General features: G+C 69.5%; 20 protein-coding genes and 1 pseudogene. 10 read left to right on the top strand and 11 right to left on the bottom strand.

The window, feature by feature from the left end; genetic code table 11:
- Window positions 1-469 precede the first annotated feature (469 nt).
- The 5 genes from SLNSH_RS17220 to SLNSH_RS17200 are packed head-to-tail and all read left to right on the top strand — an operon-like array spanning window position 470 to window position 5,180.
- Window positions 470-1,411 carry an ABC transporter permease gene (locus tag SLNSH_RS17220; RefSeq protein ID WP_106338251.1) on the top strand — a complete coding sequence of 314 codons (942 nt, stop codon included), beginning with the start codon at window positions 470-472 and terminating at the stop codon, window positions 1,409-1,411.
- 4 nt (window positions 1,412-1,415) lie between these two features.
- Window positions 1,416-2,261 (top strand): ABC transporter permease, encoded by an 846-nt coding sequence (locus SLNSH_RS17215; protein ID WP_106338250.1) that lies wholly within the window; start codon window positions 1,416-1,418, stop codon window positions 2,259-2,261.
- A complete protein-coding gene (locus SLNSH_RS17210) occupies window positions 2,258-3,256 on the top strand; it encodes an ABC transporter ATP-binding protein (RefSeq protein ID WP_106338249.1) in 999 nt (332 codons plus the stop codon). Before SLNSH_RS17215 ends, SLNSH_RS17210 begins: the two co-directional genes overlap by 4 nt.
- On the top strand, window positions 3,253-4,221 hold the full coding sequence (locus SLNSH_RS17205) for an ABC transporter ATP-binding protein (RefSeq protein WP_106338248.1): 969 nt from the start codon (window positions 3,253-3,255) through the stop codon (window positions 4,219-4,221). Before SLNSH_RS17210 ends, SLNSH_RS17205 begins: the two co-directional genes overlap by 4 nt.
- Window positions 4,218-5,180 (top strand): MurR/RpiR family transcriptional regulator, encoded by a 963-nt coding sequence (locus tag SLNSH_RS17200; RefSeq protein WP_106338247.1) that lies wholly within the window; start codon window positions 4,218-4,220, stop codon window positions 5,178-5,180. The genes SLNSH_RS17205 and SLNSH_RS17200 overlap by 4 nt, the downstream gene beginning before the upstream one ends.
- Window positions 5,181-5,558: 378 nt before the next feature.
- On the opposite strand, the gene SLNSH_RS17195 is transcribed toward SLNSH_RS17200, so the two are convergent.
- The 3 genes and pseudogenes from SLNSH_RS17195 to SLNSH_RS25400 form a co-directional block, all read right to left on the bottom strand.
- Complete coding sequence (locus tag SLNSH_RS17195; RefSeq protein ID WP_106338246.1) at window positions 5,559-6,539, bottom strand: SMP-30/gluconolactonase/LRE family protein; 981 nt, start codon at window positions 6,537-6,539, stop codon at window positions 5,559-5,561.
- Window positions 6,536-7,237, bottom strand: coding sequence for an RraA family protein (locus tag SLNSH_RS17190; RefSeq protein ID WP_106338245.1), 702 nt, complete (start codon window positions 7,235-7,237; stop codon window positions 6,536-6,538). Before SLNSH_RS17190 ends, SLNSH_RS17195 begins: the two co-directional genes overlap by 4 nt.
- Window positions 7,234-8,309, bottom strand: a pseudogene (locus SLNSH_RS25400) (Ldh family oxidoreductase). Before SLNSH_RS25400 ends, SLNSH_RS17190 begins: the two are co-directional and overlap by 4 nt.
- Before the next feature lie 226 nt (window positions 8,310-8,535).
- On the opposite strand from SLNSH_RS25400, the gene SLNSH_RS17175 reads away from it, so the two are divergent.
- The 4 genes from SLNSH_RS17175 to SLNSH_RS17160 are packed head-to-tail and all read left to right on the top strand — an operon-like array spanning window position 8,536 to window position 12,734.
- On the top strand, window positions 8,536-9,495 hold the full coding sequence (locus tag SLNSH_RS17175) for a LysR family transcriptional regulator (RefSeq protein WP_158266795.1): 960 nt from the start codon (window positions 8,536-8,538) through the stop codon (window positions 9,493-9,495).
- A 9-nt stretch (window positions 9,496-9,504) separates the two neighbouring features.
- Window positions 9,505-10,725: a CaiB/BaiF CoA transferase family protein gene (locus SLNSH_RS17170; RefSeq protein ID WP_106338241.1), complete on the top strand. Its 1,221-nt coding sequence runs from the start codon at window positions 9,505-9,507 to the stop codon at window positions 10,723-10,725.
- Window positions 10,722-11,666 carry a hydroxymethylglutaryl-CoA lyase gene (locus tag SLNSH_RS17165; protein ID WP_106338240.1) on the top strand — a complete coding sequence of 315 codons (945 nt, stop codon included), beginning with the start codon at window positions 10,722-10,724 and terminating at the stop codon, window positions 11,664-11,666. The genes SLNSH_RS17170 and SLNSH_RS17165 overlap by 4 nt, the downstream gene beginning before the upstream one ends.
- A gap of 24 nt (window positions 11,667-11,690) precedes the next feature.
- Window positions 11,691-12,734 carry a DUF4432 family protein gene (locus SLNSH_RS17160; protein WP_106338239.1) on the top strand — a complete coding sequence of 348 codons (1,044 nt, stop codon included), beginning with the start codon at window positions 11,691-11,693 and terminating at the stop codon, window positions 12,732-12,734.
- A 44-nt stretch (window positions 12,735-12,778) separates the two neighbouring features.
- Here the strand turns inward: SLNSH_RS17160 and SLNSH_RS17155 are convergent, their stop codons facing one another.
- The 8 genes from SLNSH_RS17155 to SLNSH_RS17120 form a co-directional block, all read right to left on the bottom strand.
- On the bottom strand, window positions 12,779-13,567 hold the full coding sequence (locus tag SLNSH_RS17155; RefSeq protein WP_106338238.1) for a transporter substrate-binding domain-containing protein: 789 nt from the start codon (window positions 13,565-13,567) through the stop codon (window positions 12,779-12,781).
- A gap of 23 nt (window positions 13,568-13,590) precedes the next feature.
- Window positions 13,591-14,322 (bottom strand): amino acid ABC transporter ATP-binding protein, encoded by a 732-nt coding sequence (locus tag SLNSH_RS17150; protein ID WP_106338237.1) that lies wholly within the window; start codon window positions 14,320-14,322, stop codon window positions 13,591-13,593.
- Complete coding sequence (locus SLNSH_RS17145) at window positions 14,291-14,956, bottom strand: amino acid ABC transporter permease (RefSeq protein WP_106338236.1); 666 nt, start codon at window positions 14,954-14,956, stop codon at window positions 14,291-14,293. The genes SLNSH_RS17150 and SLNSH_RS17145 overlap by 32 nt, the downstream gene beginning before the upstream one ends.
- A gap of 3 nt (window positions 14,957-14,959) precedes the next feature.
- Window positions 14,960-15,640 (bottom strand): amino acid ABC transporter permease, encoded by a 681-nt coding sequence (locus tag SLNSH_RS17140; RefSeq protein WP_106338235.1) that lies wholly within the window; start codon window positions 15,638-15,640, stop codon window positions 14,960-14,962.
- A 42-nt stretch (window positions 15,641-15,682) separates the two neighbouring features.
- Window positions 15,683-16,459 (bottom strand): SDR family NAD(P)-dependent oxidoreductase, encoded by a 777-nt coding sequence (locus SLNSH_RS17135; RefSeq protein WP_106338234.1) that lies wholly within the window; start codon window positions 16,457-16,459, stop codon window positions 15,683-15,685.
- A gap of 10 nt (window positions 16,460-16,469) precedes the next feature.
- Window positions 16,470-17,153, bottom strand: a complete 684-nt coding sequence (locus SLNSH_RS17130; RefSeq protein ID WP_280954482.1) for a GntR family transcriptional regulator — start codon at window positions 17,151-17,153, stop codon at window positions 16,470-16,472.
- A gap of 56 nt (window positions 17,154-17,209) precedes the next feature.
- On the bottom strand, window positions 17,210-18,325 hold the full coding sequence (locus tag SLNSH_RS17125; protein WP_106338232.1) for an isocitrate/isopropylmalate dehydrogenase family protein: 1,116 nt from the start codon (window positions 18,323-18,325) through the stop codon (window positions 17,210-17,212).
- A gap of 230 nt (window positions 18,326-18,555) precedes the next feature.
- Complete coding sequence (locus SLNSH_RS17120; protein ID WP_106338231.1) at window positions 18,556-19,746, bottom strand: ROK family transcriptional regulator; 1,191 nt, start codon at window positions 19,744-19,746, stop codon at window positions 18,556-18,558.
- Window positions 19,747-19,895: 149 nt separating this feature from the next.
- On the opposite strand from SLNSH_RS17120, the gene SLNSH_RS17115 reads away from it, so the two are divergent.
- Entirely contained in the window at window positions 19,896-21,158 is a 1,263-nt protein-coding gene (locus tag SLNSH_RS17115; protein WP_106338230.1) for a sugar ABC transporter substrate-binding protein, read from the top strand.
- Window positions 21,159-21,165 lie beyond the last annotated feature (7 nt).

Genomic DNA, 21,165 nt, shown 5'->3' with positions numbered 1-21,165 from the left:
CGAGCCCGGCCATGACGTGGGGTGCTCGACGGCAGGTCCTCGACCGCGTCATCCCCGGCCGGAGCGGCGGGGCCGCGGAGGGAAACGGGATCCAGGCGACTGGGACCGATCCCCTGGATCCCCGTCCCGGCCTGCTCCGCAGGCCGCCGGGGATGATGGCGGAAGAAGGCCAGGCGTCCGCTCCCGAACCCCGGGGCATGACGCCGGCATACGGCACGAGAACAGGAGCNCGAGCCCGGCCATGACGTGGGGTGCTCGACGGCAGGTCCTCGACCGCGTCATCCCCGGCCGGAGCGGCGGGGCCGCGGAGGGAAACGGGATCCAGGCGACTGGGACCGATCCCCTGGATCCCCGTCCCGGCCTGCTCCGCAGGCCGCCGGGGATGATGGCGGAAGAAGGCCAGGCGTCCGCTCCCGAACCCCGGGGCATGACGCCGGCATACGGCACGAGAACAGGAGCACACGGAGCCATGTGGCTTTCCTTTGCGCGACGGATCGGCGGCCTTCTGGTCGTGATGTTCCTCGTCGCCACCATGGTCTTCTTCCTGACCCGGCTGGCGCCCGGCGATCCTGCGGCCCTGATGCTGGGCGACCAGGCCACGCCGGAGGACATCGCCAAGCTGCGGGCCGTCTACGGGCTCGACAAGCCGGTGCTGGTGCAGTTCCTGCTCTGGCTGAAGGAGATCGCCAGCGGCAACCTGGGGCAGTCCATCTTCCTCCAGCGGCCCGTCACGCAGGCCTTGGCCGAGCGGGCGGAGCCGACCTTCTTCCTGACCCTGTTCTCTGTGTCGGTCGCGGCGTTGATCGGCATCCCGGCGGGCATCGCCTCCGCCGTGTGGCGGGGCAGGGCGGTCGACCAGATCGTCAGCGGCCTCGCCATGCTGGCCGCCAATGTGCCGAGCTTCTGGCTCGGGCTCATCGTCATCCAGGTCTTCGCCGTGCGGCTCGGCTGGTTCCCCGTGGCCGGCTATGGCGACCCCGGCGCGCCGCTGGCCGAGCGGCTGGCCCACCTCGTCCTGCCGGCCAGCGTGCTCGGCGTCGTCAACTCGGCCCTGATCACGCGCTTCACCCGCGCCAGCATGCTGGACGTCCTCAACGAAGACTTCGTCCGCACGGCCCGCTCCAAGGGCGTGTCGGAGGCGCGCGTCGTCCTGCGGCACGCGCTCGGCAACGCGCTGATCCCGATCGTCACCGTGGTGGGCCTCACGGCGGCGCTGCTGGTGGGTGGCGCCATCGTCACCGAAACCGTGTTCGGCCTTCCGGGCGTCGGCAACCTCGTGGTCTCGGCCGTGCTGCGGCGCGACTACCCGGTGATCCAGGGCGCGCTGATCGTGGTGGCCGGCGTCTACGTTCTCATCAACCTGCTGATCGACCTGATCTACACGCTGGTCGACCCCCGCGTGCGGACCTGACCCGATGCAATCCCCCGCGCTCCTGTTTTTCCGCCGCCTGTTCCGCCGCAAGCTCGTGCTGCTGGCTGCGGTGATCCTGCTGGCCCTCGTCCTCGCGGCGCTCCTGGCGCCCTGGGTGACGCCCTTCGATCCCGGCGCCATGAAGCTCGTCCGCCGCCTGAAGCCCCCGAGCGAGCTCAATTGGCTCGGCACGGACGAATACGGCCGGGACGTGCTGTCGCGGATCATCTTCGGCGCGCGGGCCTCCCTCGGCATCGGCGCGGCCGTGGTGGTGATCTCGATGACGATCGGCACGGTCGTCGGTCTGTTCGCCGGCTTCTTCCGCCGCCTCGACGCGCCGGTGATGCGGGTCGTGGACGCCACCATGGCGCTCCCGGACATCCTGCTGGCGATCTTCCTCGTGGCGGTGCTGGGCGCCTCCGCCTGGAACGTGATCTTCGCGCTCTCCATCGTGTATACGCCACGCGTGGTGCGCGTGGTGCGCGCCTCGACGCTCGTCGTGCGCGAACTGCCCTTCGTGGAGGCGGCGCGCGCCATCGGGGTCTCCACCCGGCGCATCCTGGGCGTGCATGTGCTGCTGAACGTGGCCTCGCCCGTGCTGGTCCAGGCCACCTTCATCTTCGCCTATGCGGTGCTGGCCGAGGCCGGGCTCTCCTTCCTGGGCGCCGGCGTGCCGCCGGAGACGCCCACCTGGGGGACCATGATCGCCTCGGGCCAGCAATACGCCGACGACGCCTTCTGGGTGGTGCTGTTCCCAGGCGTCGCCATCGTGCTCGCCGCCCTGTCGCTGCAGATCCTCGGCGACGGCCTGCGCGACATGCTCGATCCCAAGCTCAGGAAGGCGGTGTGACGGTGACGGAGCCGCTTCTCTCCATCGAAGACCTCGAGGTCAGCTTCCGCACGGAGGAGGGGACCGTGACGCCGGTGCGCGGCGTCACCCTCTCGGTCCGGGCCGGCGAGACCGTGGCGCTGGTCGGCGAGTCCGGTTCGGGCAAGTCAGTGACAAGCCTGGCGACCATGGGCCTGCTGCCCCGCCCGGCGGGATACGTCTCCGGCGGCCATATCTGGCTGCGACAGCGCTCGGGCGCGCGCATCGACCTGGCGCAGGCCTCCGCAGGCGACCTGCGCCGGCTGCGCGGGGCCGAGATCGCCATGATCTTCCAGGAGCCGATGACGAGCCTGAACCCGGTGCTCACCGTTGGCGAGCAGATCGCCGAGTCGGTGCGCCTGCACCTGGGGCTTGGCCGCGCGGATGCGCACCGGCGGGCCCGCGAGATGCTTGAGCTGGTGGAGATCCCCGACGCCCGCCGGCGCGTGGACGACTACCCGCACCAGATGTCGGGCGGCATGCGCCAGCGCGTCATGATCGCGCTCGCGATGTCGTGCAACCCTTCGCTGCTGATCGCCGACGAGCCCACCACGGCGCTCGACGTCACAATCCAGGCGCAGATCCTGGCTCTCATCGAGCGCCTGCGCCGGGAAAACGGCATGGGCGTGCTGTTCATCACCCACAATCTGGGCGTAGTGGCCGAGATCGCCGACCGCGTCACCGTGATGTACGCGGGCGAGGTGGTGGAGAGCGCGCCGGTGCGGCCGATCTTCCAGGCGCCGCGCCACCCCTATACCCGCGCGCTGCTGGACTGCCTGCCGGCCCGGGCCGCGCGCGGGCCGGACGGGCGGCGGCGGGTGAAGTCCATCCCGGGCCTCGTCAGCCGGGCGGGGGTGGGCTGCGGCTTCGCATCGCGCTGCGAACACGCCACGGAAGCCTGCCGCGACGGCGTCGTCGGCCTGGAGAACGAGCCGGAGCGCATCGTGCGCTGCCTGCGCTGGAGGGAGATCGCGTGAACGCGCCGCTGCTGGAGGTCGAGGGCCTCACCAAGCACTTCGGGTCCGGGCCTGCGCCCGTCCGCGCGGTCGAGGGCGTAAGCTTCGCGATCCGCCCGGGCGAGGTGCTCGGGCTCGTGGGCGAGTCGGGCTCGGGCAAGAGCACGATCGGGCGCCTGGTCCTGCGCCTGCTCGAGCCCACCGCGGGCGCGATCAGGTTCGCGGGCGAGGACATCGCGCGCGCGCCCGAGCGCAGGCTCAAGCCCTTCCGCAGGCGCGCGCAGATGGTGTTCCAGGACCCGTACGCGAGCCTGAACCCGCGCCTGCGCGTGCGCGACATCGTGGGCGAGGCCCTGGACGCGCACAGCCTCGCGCGCGGGCGCCGGCGCGAGCGCGTGGGCGAGCTGCTCGAACTCGTGGGCCTGCCCGCGGCGCACATGACGCGCTTCCCGCACGAGTTCTCGGGCGGGCAGCGCCAGCGCATCGGCCTGGCGCGCGCGCTCGCGGTCGAGCCCGAGCTCATTGTCGCGGACGAGCCCGTCAGCGCCCTGGACGTCTCCGTGCAGGCGCAGGCGCTCAACCTCATGCAGGACCTGCGCGCGCGCCTGAACCTCGCCATGCTCTTCATCTCCCACGACCTGGACGTCGTGGAGCTGATGTGCGACCGGATTGCGGTGCTCTACCTGGGCCGCGTCATGGAGATCGGGACGGCCGAGCAGGTGACCCAGCGGCCGCGCCACCCCTATACGCAGGCGTTGCTGGCGGCCTCGCCCAAGGCGGATCCGGACGCGCCGAAGCTGACCCGGCTGCTCAAGGGCGACATCCCGTCGCCCATCGCCCCGCCGTCCGGCTGTGTGTTCCGCACGCGCTGCCCCTACGCGACGCCGGCCTGCGCAGAGGTGATCCCGCCGCTCCGCGACAGCGGCGAGGGCGGCGCCTATGCGTGTATCCTGGACTCGATTCCAGAGCGCACGGAGGCCGCATGAGCGCGTCCGCGGGTCCCATCGACGCCTATCCGCCGGAAAACGGGGCGCCCGACATCCTGCGCGCCATCCGTCTGGGCCAGGAAGGCATGTCGGAGGGCCACCAGAGGATCGCCCGCATGGTCCTGGAGGATCCGGGCTGGGCGGTGCAGACCAATGTCGAGGAACTCGCCGCAAAGGCCGGGGTCAGCGCCCCCACCATCGTCCGCTTCGCCCGGGCGCTCGGGTGCGACGGGCTGAAGGACTTCAAGCTCAAGCTGGCCGGTGCGCTGGCGCTGGGCACGCCCTACCTCCACCGCGGCGTCGCGGCGGGCGACAGCACCGGCGACGTGGTCCGCAACGTGGTCGGCAGCCTCACCTCCGTGCTGGCGGAATGGCAGCGGCGCCTGGATCCCGCCGAAGTGGAGCGCGCGGCCGAGGCCATCCACAAGGCCCGTCGCGTGGATTGCTACGGCACGGGCGCGACCTCGAACTTCCTGGCCCAGGACCTCCAGGCCCGCCTGTTTCGCCTGGGGCTCGTCACCAACGCCTTCTCGGACGCTCACTTCCAGCTGGTGGGGGCGGCCACCATGCGCCCCGGGGACGTGCTCTTCGCCATCTCCTTCGTGGGCCGCATGCCGGCGCTGCTGGAGGCGGTCCAACTGGGGCGGTCCCGCGGCGCCACCGTCGTGGCGCTCACGCGCACGCAAACGCCGCTGGCCAATCTGGCGGACATCGTGCTCAGCACGGACGTCCCACGGGACGCCACCATGCGGGTGGGCACGGAAGCCTATGTGGTCCAGCTCCTGATCATCGAGATCGTGATGATCATGGTCGGGCTGAAGCGCGGCTCGGAGGTCAACGCCCGGCTGCGGGACATCCACGACGTGCTCCAGACACACGGCGTCGACAACGACGACCCCGCGCTCATGCACTGGGGCAGCCAGCCGCTCGGCGAGGAGGGCCCTGAACCGTCCGCCTGAGGCGGGCCGGATCTGGCGGCTTCGTCGCAAGGCCCCGCGAGCGCAGCTCCGCGTTCGCCGCCTTGCGGGGCTCAGGCGTCCTTGATGTGCGTGACTGGAGCCCGGTGGGTCTCGTTGACCAGGCGGGTGGGGGAGCTTCCGGGGGGTGGAGACCGATGACCCACTCCCTGTCCGGTGGGGCTCGTTGACCGGACTGGCCGAGACGCCTTTGCGCGGTGGAGCCCGAACCCGCGCGCCTCGATCCAGTGCAACCTACGAGGCAAGTCATGAATCGGATCTGACGATCGGGCCCCGGACGAGTACGTACGGCCAAAGACGAGAGACGCGACGTGGCGCGAACGCGCCATTTCGGGCCAATCCACTGAAAAGAAGCGCGGTTCACCGCCAGGTCCAGTGGGGAGGAGCGGCTCCGGTAAAGGGGAGGGGCGCAGTCGGCAGGCGATCGGCCAGGAGGACGCCGAAAAGGCCCGTCCTCAGGTCGGGCCCGCAGAAGGCCATGCTCGATACGTTGGCAAGAATCCGGGCCCGCGCGTGGTCGAGCAGGCTTCTGTCGACCAGGCCGGCTTGGTAGGCCCGCTCGACCTCCTCGACGTGTTCGGGGTGATGTTCCTCCAGCATCACCGCAACAGACCCGTCCCGCGCGACGCGCAGAACGCGGTTGGCCACGATGGTCGTCACCCAGGCGCCGCCCTCCGCGTCGAACACCAGCCCGTCCGGGAATTCGCCCGGCCCGAACTGAGTGACGGTTTCCCGGCCTGAGAGCGAACCGTCGGCCCCGATGCGGAAGCGGGTGAGCTCACGCTTGTACGTTTCGTTGACGTAGAGCCACGTTCCGGTGGGATCGACCCGGCACTCGTTCGCGAAGCACAGGCCGTCGGCGACGATCCGCGCTCCCTTTTCGTCCAGCAGGATGATGAAGCCATCCTGGACGGCGCGGGTGAAGGCGCCCATGCGTGGCGTTCGTCGGGTGCTTACCGTGATCCAGACGCGTCCCGGCTTGCTGTCGAGCACCACGAAGTTGGTGGAGGGCAGGGTTTCTCCATCCACTTCGCGCAGCACGGGCGTCAACTGCCCGTCGCGGGTGAGCCGGAAGAGACCGCCCTCGTGCATGCCAAGGTGCGCCCCCAGGAAGGACCCGTCCTGCTGGAGGGCTATCCCGTTGGGGTGGAAGGCTTCGGCAAGGTCCAGCGTGGCGCCGACATACAGCCGATGCTCGCCATGGGGCAGCACATGGGACACGCCGCCACGGCGATCCGACGCGAAGACGTCGCCCGCGGCCGTGGCCAGCACGCATTCCGGTCGCGCGAAGCGCGAGCCGAACAGTTTGACCTGGCTCAGCGGGATCGCAGGCTCGTTCATGGATCGTCTCTCTTCCGGATATGGCTGAACCGATCGTGGGCGCGGAAAGCCTCGCGGCGGTCGCCGCCCGCTTCGATGGCCGCCTTGATCCGCTCCTCAGCCGCCGCCAAGGGTCCATGCTCCTCCAGCACCGCGGCGGCAAGGCGGGCCGGAATCACGACCACGCCGTCCGGGTCGGCCAGGATGATGTCTCCTGGCGCGACGGCCATGCGTCCGCCGCCCTGCGCGGGGAGCGAAACCGGTTCGCCCACGGTGTCGACCGACCAGATCCCCTTGGCGCTGCGAGGCGTGACGAAGCGCGCCACGCAGGGGAGGCCCAGCTCCGCGATCTCTTCGGCGTCCCGAACGCCGCCGTCCGTCACGAACGCGACTGCGCCAGCGCGCCGGAAGGCGAGGGCGACCAGGTCGCCGATCACCGCGCCATGGCGGTGGTCGCCGGAATCGATCACCACGACGCTGCTCGGGCCGACAAGTCGGTCCACGTCGAACATGCTCGGCCCGGCGGACGGCTGGACGCCCTGGGTGATCGTGTGACCGGCCGCGCAGACCGCCCGGCCGACGAAGCGGGAGCGCTGGCGGTTCAGCAGATCACTACTCACAACGGTCCTGTCGAACCCCATCTCGAGCAACACGTCCGCCACGGCTCCGGTCGCCAGACGGCCGATGGCCTGCAGGACGTCGTCGGCGACCTCTATCACGCGGCGATCTCCCCAAGCAGGTCGTCCGTTCCGAGCTCGGCGGCCAGCGCGCGGATTGAGGCCAGGACCTTCCCTTCGATCGGGATCCCGGTCTTCAACCTTTCGGCGTGGCGCCGCTGTTCCGGCTCCCCGGCCACGATGATCTCCTCGACGCCCGGCGCGCGCTCCGAGGCCTTTATCATGCCTAGGTACGCTGCCATGCGCTCCTCGAAGGCCTCGCGGGGCATGAACGCGCCGGGGTCGAGGACCAGCGCGAAATGTCCAAGCCCCTGGCCTTGGCCGGGCGCGCCGTACAACTCCCTGATCTCGGCGCCGAGCGCGCCGCCGGTCAGCACCCCGGCCAGGATTTCGAGGGCCATGGTGATGCCGAAGCCCTTGTAGCCCCCGATGGGCAGGATCCAGCCGCCGTCGATGATCTTTCGCGGGTCGACGGTCGGCTTGCCGTCGCCATCCACGCCTACGCCGGCCGGCAGCTCCAGGCCCTTCTCGGCGGCGTAGAGGATCTTGCCGCGCGCCATCACGCCCATGGCCACGTCCAGCAAAAACGGCTCGCGCCCCGCCGCGGGCGCGCCGACGGTCAAGGGCAGGGGGCCGGTCATCCGGGTGAGGCCTCCCCATACGGGCATGTTGGGAGCGCCGTTGCTGGTCACAGGGCCACCAGTCCCGCCTCCACGGGCTTGCGGGCGTAGTAGGCGCCCTCGCCGTAGTGGTTGCTGTTCGTGACGGCCGCCACCCCCACGCCGGTTTGCGTGGCCTTGGCCATGGCGGCGTCCACCGCCCGGGTCATGGCCACTGCGCCCAGGCCCTGCCGGGCGTCGATCAGGACCGTGGACGCGGTCTCCCGAAGGATCACGCTCTCCGCGCCCGGAACAAAGCCGCCGCCGCGGATCTTCTCGACGTAGACAGGAAGGCGCATCACGCCGTGCGAGTGCATCCCGCGCGCGTCCGCCGTCGCCAGCGTGTCCGCCACGAGGGTCGCCTCGTCCTCGGGCACGCCCGAGGCCTGGAGCAGGCGCAGCGCGCAGGCGCGCAGCGCCTCGAAAGGGATCAGCTTGTCAGGCGCGGGCTGCATGCGGCTCTTCCCGTTTTCCCGCACGCCCTCCCAGCCCCGGCGTTTGACGACGGGGCGCCTGCGTGCATGTTCCTTCCTGGGGCCGGCGCTTCACGCCGGCGGCGCGGCCGAGGCTACGCGGTCCGCCTTGGCCGCAGGAGTCTCGACTCGGAATACCCCGCTTCGCCGCACGAGAAGCGAAAGAGGGGGGCTCGCCCATAGGGGCAAGGAAACGGAACGAAGGGCGATGCGCCTCGACCTGACCACGCTGCGGATTTTCCTGTCCGTCTACAACCTGCGCAGCCTCACGCGGGCGGCCGAGCGCGAGCACATCGCTCCGTCCGCGGTTAGCAAACGCATCCACGATCTGGAACTCGACCTCGATACTCCATTGTTCCGACGCCATCCTCGCGGGGTGTCGCCCACGGCCGCCGGCGAGGCGCTGGTCCGCCACGTCCAGGCGCTGTTCGCCAACGTTAACCGGCTGGAGGCCGACCTCGGAGCCTACGCCAGCGGCGTCCAGGGCCAGATCCGAATCCACGCGCACTCGTCGGCGGTGGTGCAGTACCTGCCCGGCGACATCAGCGACTTCCTGCGCCAGCACCCCGGGGTGCGCATCGATCTGCGCGAGGAAAGCACCAACGCGGTGCTCCAGTCGGTGGTGGATGGCGTAGCGGACATCGGCGTGTATGGCGGCAACGTCCAGGCTCCGCCGGGGACCCGGGTGCTGGACTACCGGCGCGATCACCTGGTGGCGGTGCTGCCGACAGATCATGAACTGGCCGGCCGCGACAGCCTGGCCTTCAGCGAGATCCAGGGCTCCGACCACATCAGCCTGGAGACCGGCAGTTCCTTGCAGGTGTTGCTCGCAGGCGCGGCCGAGGCTGCTGGGATGCGCCTGTCGGTGAAGATCGAAGTCACCACCTTCCAGGCGGCCTGGCGCATGGTGGAGGCGGGGCTCGGCGTCGCCGTGATGCCGAAGGGCGTGGTGGCGTCCGCGGTCGAGGAGGGCAGGGTGGTCGCGGCCCCGCTTACCGACGACTGGGCCCATCGGCGCCTGTCGATCTGCGTGCGCGAGGGGCGCGACCTGGCGGCGCCGGCCCGCCGCATGCTGGAGCACCTGACTGCGGCAGCCGCCGCGCCTTTCCCGTCCGCGAAGGATGCCCTGCTCAACCACGAATGGAAGGATGCACCCGCGGGGCGTTAAGTGCCCAGGATGAGCAACTCTCCCGTTCAAACCGCCGTCGACGGCCCCCTGCGCTCGCTGAGAGTCCTCGAGCTCGGTCATTTCATCGCGGCGCCCTTCTGCACGCGCCTACTCGCAGACCAGGGCGCTGACGTCATCAAGGTGGAGCCGCCCGGAGGGGACCCGGCGCGCGACTGGGGCCGGAAGGTCAATGGCCACTCGGTCATGTGGTCCATGCATAACCGCAACAAGCGGTGCGTGACGCTCGACCTCAAGGACGAAGCCGAGCGCCCCAAGGTCGAAGCGCTGATCCGCTGGGCGGACGTGCTCGTCGAGAACTTCAGGCCCGGCCAGCTGGAGCGCTGGAACCTGGGCGTGGACGCGCTGCACGCCTGGAACCCGCGCCTGATCGTGGCCCGGATCTCCGGCTACGGCCAGGACGGCCCTTACCGGGACCGCGCGTCATTCGGGGCTGTCGGCGAGGCCTTCGGTGGAGTGAGATACCTGACCGGATACCCCCAAGGGGTCACGGACCTGCCCCCGGTCCGAACGGGCGTCTCGCTGGGGGACGACGTGGCCGCGCTCTATGCGGCCATGGGCGTGCTGGCCGCCGTTCACGAGCGGGACGTGTTGGGAACCGGCAAGGGACGCGTGATTGACGTGGCGCTCTACGAGGGCGTGTTCAGCCTGCTGGAAGGGGCCCTTCCGGAATATGCCTCCTGCGACGTCGTCCGGCGGCCCGCCGGCTCCGCGATGCCGACCTCCGTGCCCTCGGACACCTACAAGGCGACGGACGGCTGGCTCGTGATCGCAGGCAACTCGGACGCGATCTACAGGCGGCTCTGCGGGATCATCGGGCGGCCGGACATGGCGGCGGATGCGCGCCTGGCGACCAACGCCGGCCGGTTGGCGCACCGGGCCGAGGTCGACGCCGCCATCGCCGCCTGGGTTGCGACCATGCCGGCCGCGGAGGCCGAGCGGATCCTGAACGACCAGGCTGTGCCGGCGACCCGCGCGTTCACGGTCGCCGATTGCGTGGCGGACCCGCATTACCAGGCGCGCGGCATGGTGGTCGACGTGGACGACCCGCTGATCGGGCCGACCCGGCACGCCGGCGTCGTTCCGCGCTTCGACGAGAGCGGTCCCACCGGACGGATCGCCTGGCCGGGCCCCGCCGTGGGCCAGCACAACGACGAGATTTTCACCGAGATCCTGGCCGGCCGGCCCGCGCCACGAAAGGCTAATCCATGACAAGCGTTCACAACTCCGGGGTCGAGATCGTGGACGTCGCCGCCCGCGACGGGCTGCAGAACGTCTCGACCTTCGTGCCCACCGCGACCAAGATCGAGTTGATCCGCAAGGTCCTGGCCGCCGGCGTGAAGCGGCTCGAGATCGGTTCGTTCGTCAGCCCGAAGCACGTGCCGCAGATGGCCGACATGGAGGACGTGGTCCGGGGCCTGGGCCCTCTGGACGGCGTGCGCGCGATGGCGCTCGTGCCCAACTCGAAGGGGGCGGAGCGGGCCCTGGCCGCGGGCGTCACGGACCTGATATTCGTGATCTCGATGACGGACGCGCACAACCTGAGCAACGTCCGCCGGCCGACCGCGGCCTCGATCCAGGACCTGTCGACCTTGCTGGCCGAACGGGATCCCGACGCGCGGTTGCGGGTGCGGGTCGGCATCGCCACCGCTTTCCACTGTCCCTTCGAGGGGGACGTAGGCGTGGCCTCCGTCATGGCCACGATGGCGCGGATCGTCGCCATTCGCCCGGGGCTGGAGCTTGCGCTGAGCGACACCACCGGGATGGCGCTGCCGCCCCATGTGGCCGCGCTGGCCCGCGCGGCCCTGTCTGAATTCGGCGAGCGCGCGTCCTTCGTGTTCCACGGGCACGATACGGCGGGCTTCGGCGTCGCCAACGTGCTTGCCGCCTTCGAAGCCGGGATCACGTCGTTCGATGGAGCGGTGGGCGGCCTTGGAGGGTGCCCCTTCGCTCCGGGCGCGACCGGCAACATCGCCACGGAAGACCTGGTCTACCTGTTCGAGCGCATGGGCGTGTCGACCGGGATCGATCTCGAACGCCTGCTGGAGGCCGCGGATCTGGCGGCGAGCCTGCCGGGGGCGCAGGGCGGCGGCCATGTGCGCGGGCTCCCGCGCGCTCGCCTGCTGCGAGGCGAATCCGCCTGCGCGGCCTAGCCCTGGCCGCCGAGGTGTGACCGCATGAGCTCGTACTACCGCCGCCAGCGCAACTGGGGAGCGCGCCTGCGCCACATCGAACAGCATGGCCTCGACATGCTGGTGCTGGAGAACGAGAAGCTCCGCGTCACGCTGGCCGTAGGTCGCGGCGCCGACGTCGTTGAGTTCCTCTACAAGCCCCGGGACATGGACTTCGTGTGGCTCTCAGCCAACGGCGTCCGCCATCCCGCGCTGCGGGCGGTCACGCCACCCGACCCGCGGATGGCCTTCTACGACAGCTATTCTGGAGGCTGGCAGGAGGTCTTCCCCGTGGGCGGGGCGCCGTCCGGCGGGCCAGGCCTGCCGTTCGGCAGCCATGGGATGCACGGCGAAGTCTGGCGGCTGCCCTGGGACTGGGCCATCCTGGAGGACACACCTGAACGCGTAGCCGTGCGGCTGACGGTGCGGACCGAAACGCTGCCCTACGTGCTGGTTCGCGACGTTCGGCTGGACGCGGGTTCGACGGCGCTCGCGTTCGACGAGACGGCCACCAATGAGAGCGGGACGAACCTGCCCCTGGTGTGGGGCCACCACATCACCTTCGGGCGGCCCTTCCTGGGGCCGGGCGCCACGGTGGAGTTTCCGCCCGGAACGGAGGTGGTCTCGGGCGACGTCAGCCGGACCCATCGGGAGCGGCGGCTCGCGGACCATCGCGTGTTCCCCTGGCCGAACGCCGCGAGCGGGGCGGGCGATCCGGTCGACCTCGCCGCTCTGCCGCCGGAAGGGACGCTCAGCGAGATGGTCTACCTGCGCGGCTTCCGCGACGGGCGCTACACGGTCCGCAACCACGGGCTGGGGCTTTGCGTGACCTGGGATGCGGCGGTCATGCCGTTCGTGTGGTTCTGGCAGGAGTTCGGAGCCGCCTGCGACTACCCCTGGTTCGGACGTCACTACAACATCGGGCTGGAGCCCTTCACGAGCATGCCGCGGGAAGGGCTTGCGGCGGCCGTCGAGAACGGGACCGTCCAATGGCTTGCCGGAGGCGAAACCCGCCGCTTCTCCCTGCAGGCGTGCGTGCTCGACGCCTGAGCGTCAATGAGCCTGCGCCGCCGGAGCGGCGCAGGCTTTTCCCCTCAGAGCGGAGGCAGGTTGGGCAGGTCGACGCCGACCCACTTCTTGTAGATCTTGCCCAGGGCGCCGTCGTTGTTGCGGAACCAGATGAACGTGTTCACCCACTGGCGCAGCTCAGGCTCGCCGCGCCGGATGGCCGCCGAGTAGAAGCTGCGCCGCAGCAGGAACTTGCTCTCGAAGTTCTTGTCCGGATAGCGCGGGATCATGGAGCGGGCGATGGTCTCGCTCGAGGAGTACGCATCCACCTGACCGGTCGCGAGCGCCGCCATGGCTGACGCCTCGTCGTCGAAACGGATGATCTGCGTTCCCTGGGGAGCGATGTTGACCAGGTCGGTCTCGTTGGTCGTGCCGCGGGCGACGCCCACCTTCTTGCCCGCAAGATCCTTCGGCTCCTTGATGGCGACGTCCTTGGGAGCGAAGATCACGGCGTTGATCGCGCCGTAGGGCGTGGAGAACTCCACCGCCTTGGCGCGCTCGGGCGTGACGCTGAAGGTGGACATGGTCAGGTCCACGCGCTTCGTCTGCAGATAGGGAATTCGGTTGGCGCTGGTTACGGGAACGACCTCGAGCTCGACGCCCAGATCCTTGGCCAGGAGCTTGGCCGTTTCCACGTCGGCGCCGTCCGGCTCCATCTTGTCGTTCTGGATCCCGAAGGGCGGGGCCGAGATGTCGATCGCGATGCGGATCTTGCCGCGCTTGATGATGTCGTCGAGCGCGTCGGCGCGCGCAGCCGATTGTGCGCAGGTCGCGGCGATCAGGATGCCGGCCGCCAGGGCCATGTAGCGTTTCATGGGGTCTCCTCTCCCTTTTGTTTTCAGTTGAGCGTCGATGCGATGAACTGCCGGAACTCCGGAGTCTCCGGCTCCGCGAACAGGCGGCTGGGCGGCCCCTGCTCGTGAATGCGCCCCTGGTGCATGAAGACGACCTGATCGGCGACGCGGCGCGCGAAATCCATCTCATGGGTGACCAGGATCATGGTCATGCCCTCGCGGGCGAGACCTTCCATAACCTTCAGGACCTCCTCCTTGAGCTCCGGGTCGAGCGCGGAGGTCACCTCGTCGAACAACATGAGCTTGGGCTGCATCGCCAGCGAGCGCGCGATGGCCACGCGCTGCTGCTGGCCGCCCGACAACTGCTCGGGGTAGGCCGCCATCTTCTCCCGGAGACCGACCTGGCTGAGCACTTTCTCCGCCACCGCCCGTCCTTCCTGGGCGGACATCTTTTTCACCAGCGAAAGGGCGAGCGTCACGTTGCGCTCCACCGTGAGGTGGGGGAACAGGTTGTAGCTCTGGAAGACGATGCCGATCTCCTGCCGCAACTGGCGCAGGGAGGCTTCGTTCTGCTCGACGCGTCGCCCGTCCACGACGACTTCGCCGCCGTCGATGGGCTCCAGGCCGTTGATGCACCGCAACAGCGTGCTCTTGCCGGAGCCGGAACGGCCCACCAGCGCGACCACGGCGCCCCGCTCGACTGCGAGCGACACGTCGCGGAGCACGGTCAGGGCGCCGTAGCTCTTACGTACCCCGGACAAGTTGACGATGGCCATGGGTCCTCCGTTCGAGCCAGCGGCTCAGGGCCGACAGGGGAAAGCAGATTGCGAAGTAGATGACCGCCACGCAGGCAAAGACCGGGAGCGGCTGGAAGGTGATGTTGTTGACGAGTTGGCCGGCCCGGGCGAGCTCCACGAAGCCCACCAGCGCCGCAAGCGAGGTGTTCTTCACGATCTGCACCATGAAGCCGACGGTGGGCGGCAGCGCCGGGCGCAGCGACTGGGGCAGGATGACGTACCAGAGGGTCTCGAACCGGGTCAGGCCCAGCGACGAGGCGCTCTCCCACTGCCCCTTGGCGATCGATTGGATCGCTCCGCGCCAGATCTCGGCGAAGAAGGCGCTGGAATAAAGGGTGAGCGCGATCGCAGCGGCGACGATGGGCGACAGGTCGGCGCCGAGGAGGCTGATCCCGAAATACCAGATGAAGAGCTGGATCAGCAGCGGCGTGCCCTGCACGACCTGGATGTAGAGGCTCGCCAGGGACCGCAGGGCCCGAACCCGGGAGATGCGCCCCACGGCCAGGATGGCGCCGCCCAGGCCTCCGCCCACGAAGGCGAGCAGCGAAAGGGCCAGCGTCCACCGGGCCGCCTGGAGCAGGAACAGGATGTCGTGGGAGGTGAAAGTGCGCATGGCTCACACCGACCCGAGAGCGCGCCGGCGCGGGAAGGCCACATAGGCGACGGCCGCCAGAAGGACCCGCATGAGATAGGTGAGGCCCAGGTACACGGCCGCGCATACGAAGAAGACTTCCATGGCGCGGAAGTTCTCCGACTGGATGCGGTTGCCGTAGGCCGTCAGTTCCTCCGCCCCTATGGCGGACACCACGCTGGAAGCAAGCATCATCAGGACGAACTGGCTGGCCAGCGCCGGATAGACCCGTTCCAGCCCTTGCGGCAGCACGACATGGAGGAATGTCTGCAGGCGCGAGATGCCGAGCGAGGTCGAGGCTTCGATCTGGCTCCGGTGGATGCTCTCGATGCCGGCGCGCACGATCTCGGTCGAGTAGGCGCCCGTGTTGAACGTCAGCGCCAGGATCGCGGCCTGGGAGGTCGAGAGGCGCAATCCCAGGGCCGGGAGCCCGAAATAGAACAGGAAGAGCTGCACGAGCAGCGGGGTGTTGCGCACCACCTCGACATAGGCGCCCGCAATGGCGCGCAGCACACGGCTGGAGGAGATGCGGCAGCTGGCGCCCACCACGCCGATCGCCAGGCCCGCCACCATGGCGATCACCGAGAAGACCAACGTGTTGATCGCCCCCTGGACCAGCAAGGGCCAGTAGCGCAGCACCTCGCCGAATTGAAAGGTGTAACTCAAAGCCCCCGTCCTTTCAGGTCGCCTGTCCGATGCGGACCGCGCTCAGAGGCGCGGCGTGCCTTCCGCCACGTAGCCCCCGTCCACGTAGAGGATCGCGCCGGTGACGTAGGGGGTCATGCCGGACGCGAGGAACGCGACCGCCCGGCCGATGTCCTCCGGTTCGCCGATCCGGCCCACCGGCACCCGCTTCAGCGTCGCCTGCTGCAGCGCCACGTCCTCGGGCTTCGTGCTCTTGTAGAGGGGCAGGTTGATCTCGGTGCTGATCGTGCCGGGGGCGACCGCGTTCACGGTCACCCCATGGGGGGCGAGCTCCACGGCGAGCTGCTTGGTGAACATGTCGATCGCGGCCTTGCTGGCGCAGTAGGAGCCCATGCCGGCCTTGGCCACGCGTCCGTGGATGGAGGACGTATTGATGATCCGGCCGAAGCGGCGCTCCACCATCCCCGGCGCGAAGGCTCGCGAGCAGTTGTAGCAGCCGTAGAGGTTGGTCTTCAAAACGCGGTCCCAGTCCTCGTAGCTGTCTTCCAGGATCGGCTTGCGCGAAAGAACGCCTGCGTTGTTGACGAGGATGTCGACGGGCCCAAGGCGCCCCTTGATGGCCTCCGCCGCGGCCTGCACGTCGCCCGGCTGGGTGACATCGGCGCGGAACGCCGCCGCGTTCCCGATGGCCGAGGCCAGTTGCGCGGCGCGGTCGATGTTGTCGCGCTCGAGGATGGCGACGACGGCGCCTTCCGCGGCAAGGGCCTCCACGATGCCGCGGCCGATCCCGCGCCCGCCGCCGGTCACGACGGCCACCTTGTTCCTGAGGTTCAGATCCACGGCATCGTCCTCATAGCTGTCCGGCGTTTTGCCGAAGAAATCCGATCATGACTTCGCCGCCACGGCGCCGGTGAATGCGCTGCAGCTCACGGGCGCCTTCGGCGTCTCCCCGGCGCAGGGCGTCCACGAGCAGGCGGTGCTCGAGCGTGGACAGGACCGGCCTGGGGCGCTGGTGGATCATGGTCATGCGGACGCGGTGGGCCTGGTCGGACACGCTCGCGATCATCGCCGCGAGCCGGGCGTTGCCGGACAGCGCCACGAGCGTGCGGTGGAAATCCTCGTCGGCGTGGGCCCAGGCGAGGCGGTCATCGCTCTCGAGGGCGCGCTCCATGATCGCCGCAGGCTCCTCGAGCTGCGCCAGGTCCGCTTCGGTCAAGCCACGGCGGGCGGCCAGCTCCGCGGCCTGGGCCTCCAGCGCGGTGATGATCTGATAGATGTCCGCCATGTCGTCGGCGGAGATCGGCAGCACCTGCACGCCGTGGCGCGGCCGCAGGGCCACCAGGCCCTGCGCCTCCAGTTGCACCAGCGCTTCGCGCACGGGCGTCCGGCTCATGCCAAGCTCGAGGCCGATCTCGGCCTCGAGCACGGTGAAGTTCGCCGGCCATTCGTTCTCGAGGATGCGCCGGCGCATCTCCTGAAGCGCTTGTTCAACAAGCGAGGGGCGCCGTGCGGGACGCTGCTCCGTCGGTGTCACGATCACGCTCCGGCCGCAGGTGTCATTGTCGCGCCTCGGATGCTGGCGTTCTCAGGTCATGCTTCCAGGGGGAGCGCTTCGAGCTGCGTCGCGACCCGGTCCGTGATCGCCTGCGTGCCCGCTTCGCCGCCAAGTTCGAATGGCCGGAGATCGCCAGGCGCGAAGGCGGCGTCGACCGCCCTCTGGAGCAAGTCGGCCGCGGCGCCGCAGGACGGCAGCTGTTTGGTCTCGCCCAGCCAGTCCAGCATCATGGCCGCCGACAGGATCATGGCGGTCGGGTTCGCCTTGCCCATGCCGACGATGTCAGGCGCCGTGCCGTGGCACGGCTGGAACAGACCGTGCGTGAGGCCGATGTCGGCGGAGGGGGCCATCCCCATGCCCCCCATCAGAGCGGCCCCGGCGTCGGACAGGATGTCGCCGAACTGGTTCTCGGTGACCAGCACGTCGAAGATCCAGGGACGGCGGATAAGATCGAGCGCGGTCGCGTCGACATTGAACGCCCGCGCGTCGATGTCCGGGAAAGCCTTGGCCCGCTCGAAGAAGATCTGCCGGAAGAAGGCGAAGGCGCGGAATACGCCGGACTTGTCGACGCATGCCACCGAGCCCGGGCTCCCCTTGGCCTTGCGGCGACGGCCAAGCTGAAGGGCGAAATCGAAGAGCCGCTCGGAGCCGGCCCGCGTGATCTCCCAGGTCTCCCGCACGTAGTCGGGCGTGACCTCGCCCTTGCCGCGGGACGTGAAGAGCCCCTCGGTGGACTCCCGGATCAGCACGAAATCCAGGTTCTTGGCGCGGGGATCGGCCAGCGGCGTGGGCGCGCCCGGGATGGTGCGCACCGGCCTCACGCCGGCGAACAGTTCGAGCCGGAAGCGCAGGTCCAGCTGCGGGGCGATCTCGATGCCGTCCGGCCGCCGCACATCCGGCAGACCCATCGCCCCGAACAGGATCGCGTCGGCCGCCGCGGCCTTCTCGAAGACTTCTTCGGACATCGGCGTGCCCGTGCGGCGATAGCACTCCGCGCCGGCGTCCAGCTCTTCATAGCTGAGCTTCGGCCCGCCCGTTCTTTCCAGGGCGCGATCCATCAGAGCGATCGCGGGCTTCATGACCTCCGGACCGATGCCGTCGCCGGGCATCACCGCGATGGAGATGGAATTCTTATGGGCGCTGTTCGGCATCGTTCACCGTTGGGGGGAAGAGCGGTTCGGCGAGCAACGTATACGTCAATAGGGCCGAGTCAACGCACGCTCGTTGAAATCTGGGCAGTGCTGCGCGTTACGCATACGCCGTTGACTGGTAGGGTACCCGTTGCGGCTCAGTCGACTTGAAAGAGGCGCTGACCGTTGGCCGCGAGGAGGCCTAGGACCGCGTCCCAGAGCAGGCGCCGGTTGACGCCGTCTATCCTGGCTCAGATTGCAGGCTCGAACCTGTCGAGCAGAGGCAAAGCGGCGGCTCCCAGAGCCGCTGTGAGCTTGCCTGTTGCCCCACGCTGCAGGCGCGGCGTCTTTCGACCGTCCCGTTGAGAAACCGAGAGGGGCAGCGGCCGCATGGCTTCGACAAGAGCGTCGATGACGGTGTCCGGCAGCGCGCCGCCGAGCACGATGGTCGCGGGATCGAACAGGTTCTCCAGCAGCCCGATCACAGGCCCGAGCAGGCCGGCCGACTCGGTTATCCAGCCCGCGAGCACGGGGTCGCGCTGCTCGTGCAGGCGCGCGATCGCGTCCGGCGTCGTGGGCAGGCCCGCGTCGCACAGGCGTTCCGCGAGCGCGTGCGCGGACGCGTAGCGCTCCAGGCACCCGCGCCCCCCGCACGCGCACGCGCGCCCGCCAGCGACCACGCGCATGTGCCCGATCTCGCCCGCGTTCCCGTACGCGCCCCTGTACGGCCGCCCCTCCACCACGATCCCGAGGCCGAGGCCGGCGCCGAAGTAGAGGAAGCAGAAGTCCAGGCAGTCGCGCCCGGCGCCGTAGAGACGCTCGCCCACGGCGGCGGCCGTCGCGTCGTTCTCCACCGTGACCGGGCAGCCGAGCGCCTCTGTCATGACCGCCGCCGCGTCGACGTCCGCCCATCCGGGCAGCACGGTGTCGCCGACCGAGCTCATGCCCTCGACCCCGAAGGGGCCTGGCATCACCACCCCGCACCCGAGAAGCCTGCCCGGCAGCCCGTCGGCCGCGCGGGCGTCCCTGAGCTCGGCGGCCGCCAGGGCCTGGACCGCTGGCGGGGAAGGGTCGTTCAGCGCCGCCGTGCGCTGCGCCCGGAGGTCGCCGGCGAGGTCGACCAGCACGGTGGTGATCCGGTCGGCGGCGATCTCCATTCCGGCCGTCATGCCGCCGTCGGGGTTCACGGCGAAGTCGACCGGCGGCTGCCCGCGGGCCGTGCGGCGCCGCCCGCGCTCCATGAGGAACCCCTCCGCGGCCAGCTCGGTGACGATGTTGGAAACCGCCTGCGCCGTCAGCTGGGTCAGGGCGGCGATATCGGAACGCCCGAGCGGCCCATGGCGGCGCACGGTTTCGAGCACCACCCGGCGATTGTGGCTGCGGGTGCGTTCGGCGTTGCCGCCCAGGGCGACTAGGGCAGGGGGAGAGGGCAGGCGCGTCATGCGGGTCCCGTTCGTGGCTCTCCAGTGTGGCGCGTCACTTAAACCAACTCAATTGAATTAATCCGTTGACAGGCCCCGGGCGCCGTACAAGCATGGGTTGCAGCGCCGGGAGGGCAGGCGCCTTCAAAGAACCAGAGGGGAGTGGAGCGATGCGCGGCTTTCGTGGAATGGTGCTTGGCTTGGCCATGTCGATCGGAGCGATCTCCGGCGCAAGGGCCCAGCCGGTCGAGATCGAATACTGGCAGTACGTGTTCGACGCCCGCATCAAGGCGATGAACGAGCTGATCAAGCGCTTCGAGGCCGCCAACCCGAATATCAAGGTCAAGCAGACGAACTTCCCGTACGCCGACTACCAGACCAAGATCGCGGCGGCCCTGCCGGCCGGGCAGGGCCCGGACGTGGTCCAGCTCTTCTACGGCTGGCTCGACAACTTCGTGGCCGCCAAGTTCATCCAGCCGCTGCCGAAGGACGCCTTCCCGCCGCAGGAGATCGAGAAGGACTTCTACCCGATCGTCTCGGCGATGAAGCGCAACGGCGAGTACTACGGCCTGCCGACCGCCGTGCGCTCGCTCGCCCTGTTCTACAACAAGAAGCTGTTCCAGGAGGCCGGGCTCGACCCGGCCAAGCCGCCGCAAACGAACGACGAGCTGCTCGAGGACGCCAAGAAGACCGTGAAGCGCGATAGCGCGGGCAACCTGCTGTCCGAGGGCATTACGCTCGACTTCCCGGGCCAGGACTACCACTGGTGGCGCGAGACGCTCGTCCGCCAGATGGGCGGCGCGCCCTACAGCGACGACAACCGCAAGGTGACCTACGACAGCGAGGCCGGGGCCAAGGCCCTGAACTGGTACGCGGACCTGCAGCGCGTTCACAAGGTCGGCCAGGCCGGCTTCATGGACGAGGGCCAGGCGGCGTTCCGGGCCGGCCGCGCCGCCATGACCATCGACGGCAGCTTCCGCCTGGGCGCCTTCAACAACATCAAGGGCTTCGAGTGGGGCGTCGCCGAGCTGCCGGCCGGGCCCGACGGCAAGCGCTACAACTTCGCCAGCTACTGGGTGAACGCCATCACCACCAAGGCGACGGGCGAGAAGCTGGAGGCCGCCAAGAAGTTCATGGCCTTCGTGACCACGCCGGAGGCCATGCAGGTGTGGCTCGACACCGTCGGCGAGCTGCCTGCCCGCCGCGCGGCCGCGGAAACGGACAAGAACCTTTCGCACCCGATCTATGGGCCCTTCCTGAAAGCCCTGAATTACTCGACTGCGACGGTGTTCGTGGACGAGGCGGGCCAGCGCCAGGTCGCGCTCGACCTCGCCAACCGCGTGCTGATCCAGAACCAGGACGCCAAGGCCGCGCTGGCCGAGGCCGCCAAAGCCGAGCAGGCGATCCTCGATCGCTACTACGCGGGCAAGTGAACGGAAG

It is taken from the genome of Alsobacter soli (genome assembly GCF_003004785.1).
Lineage (GTDB): Bacteria > Pseudomonadota > Alphaproteobacteria > Rhizobiales > Beijerinckiaceae > Alsobacter > Alsobacter soli.
This window is presented reverse-complemented; position numbering and strand designations above follow the sequence as displayed.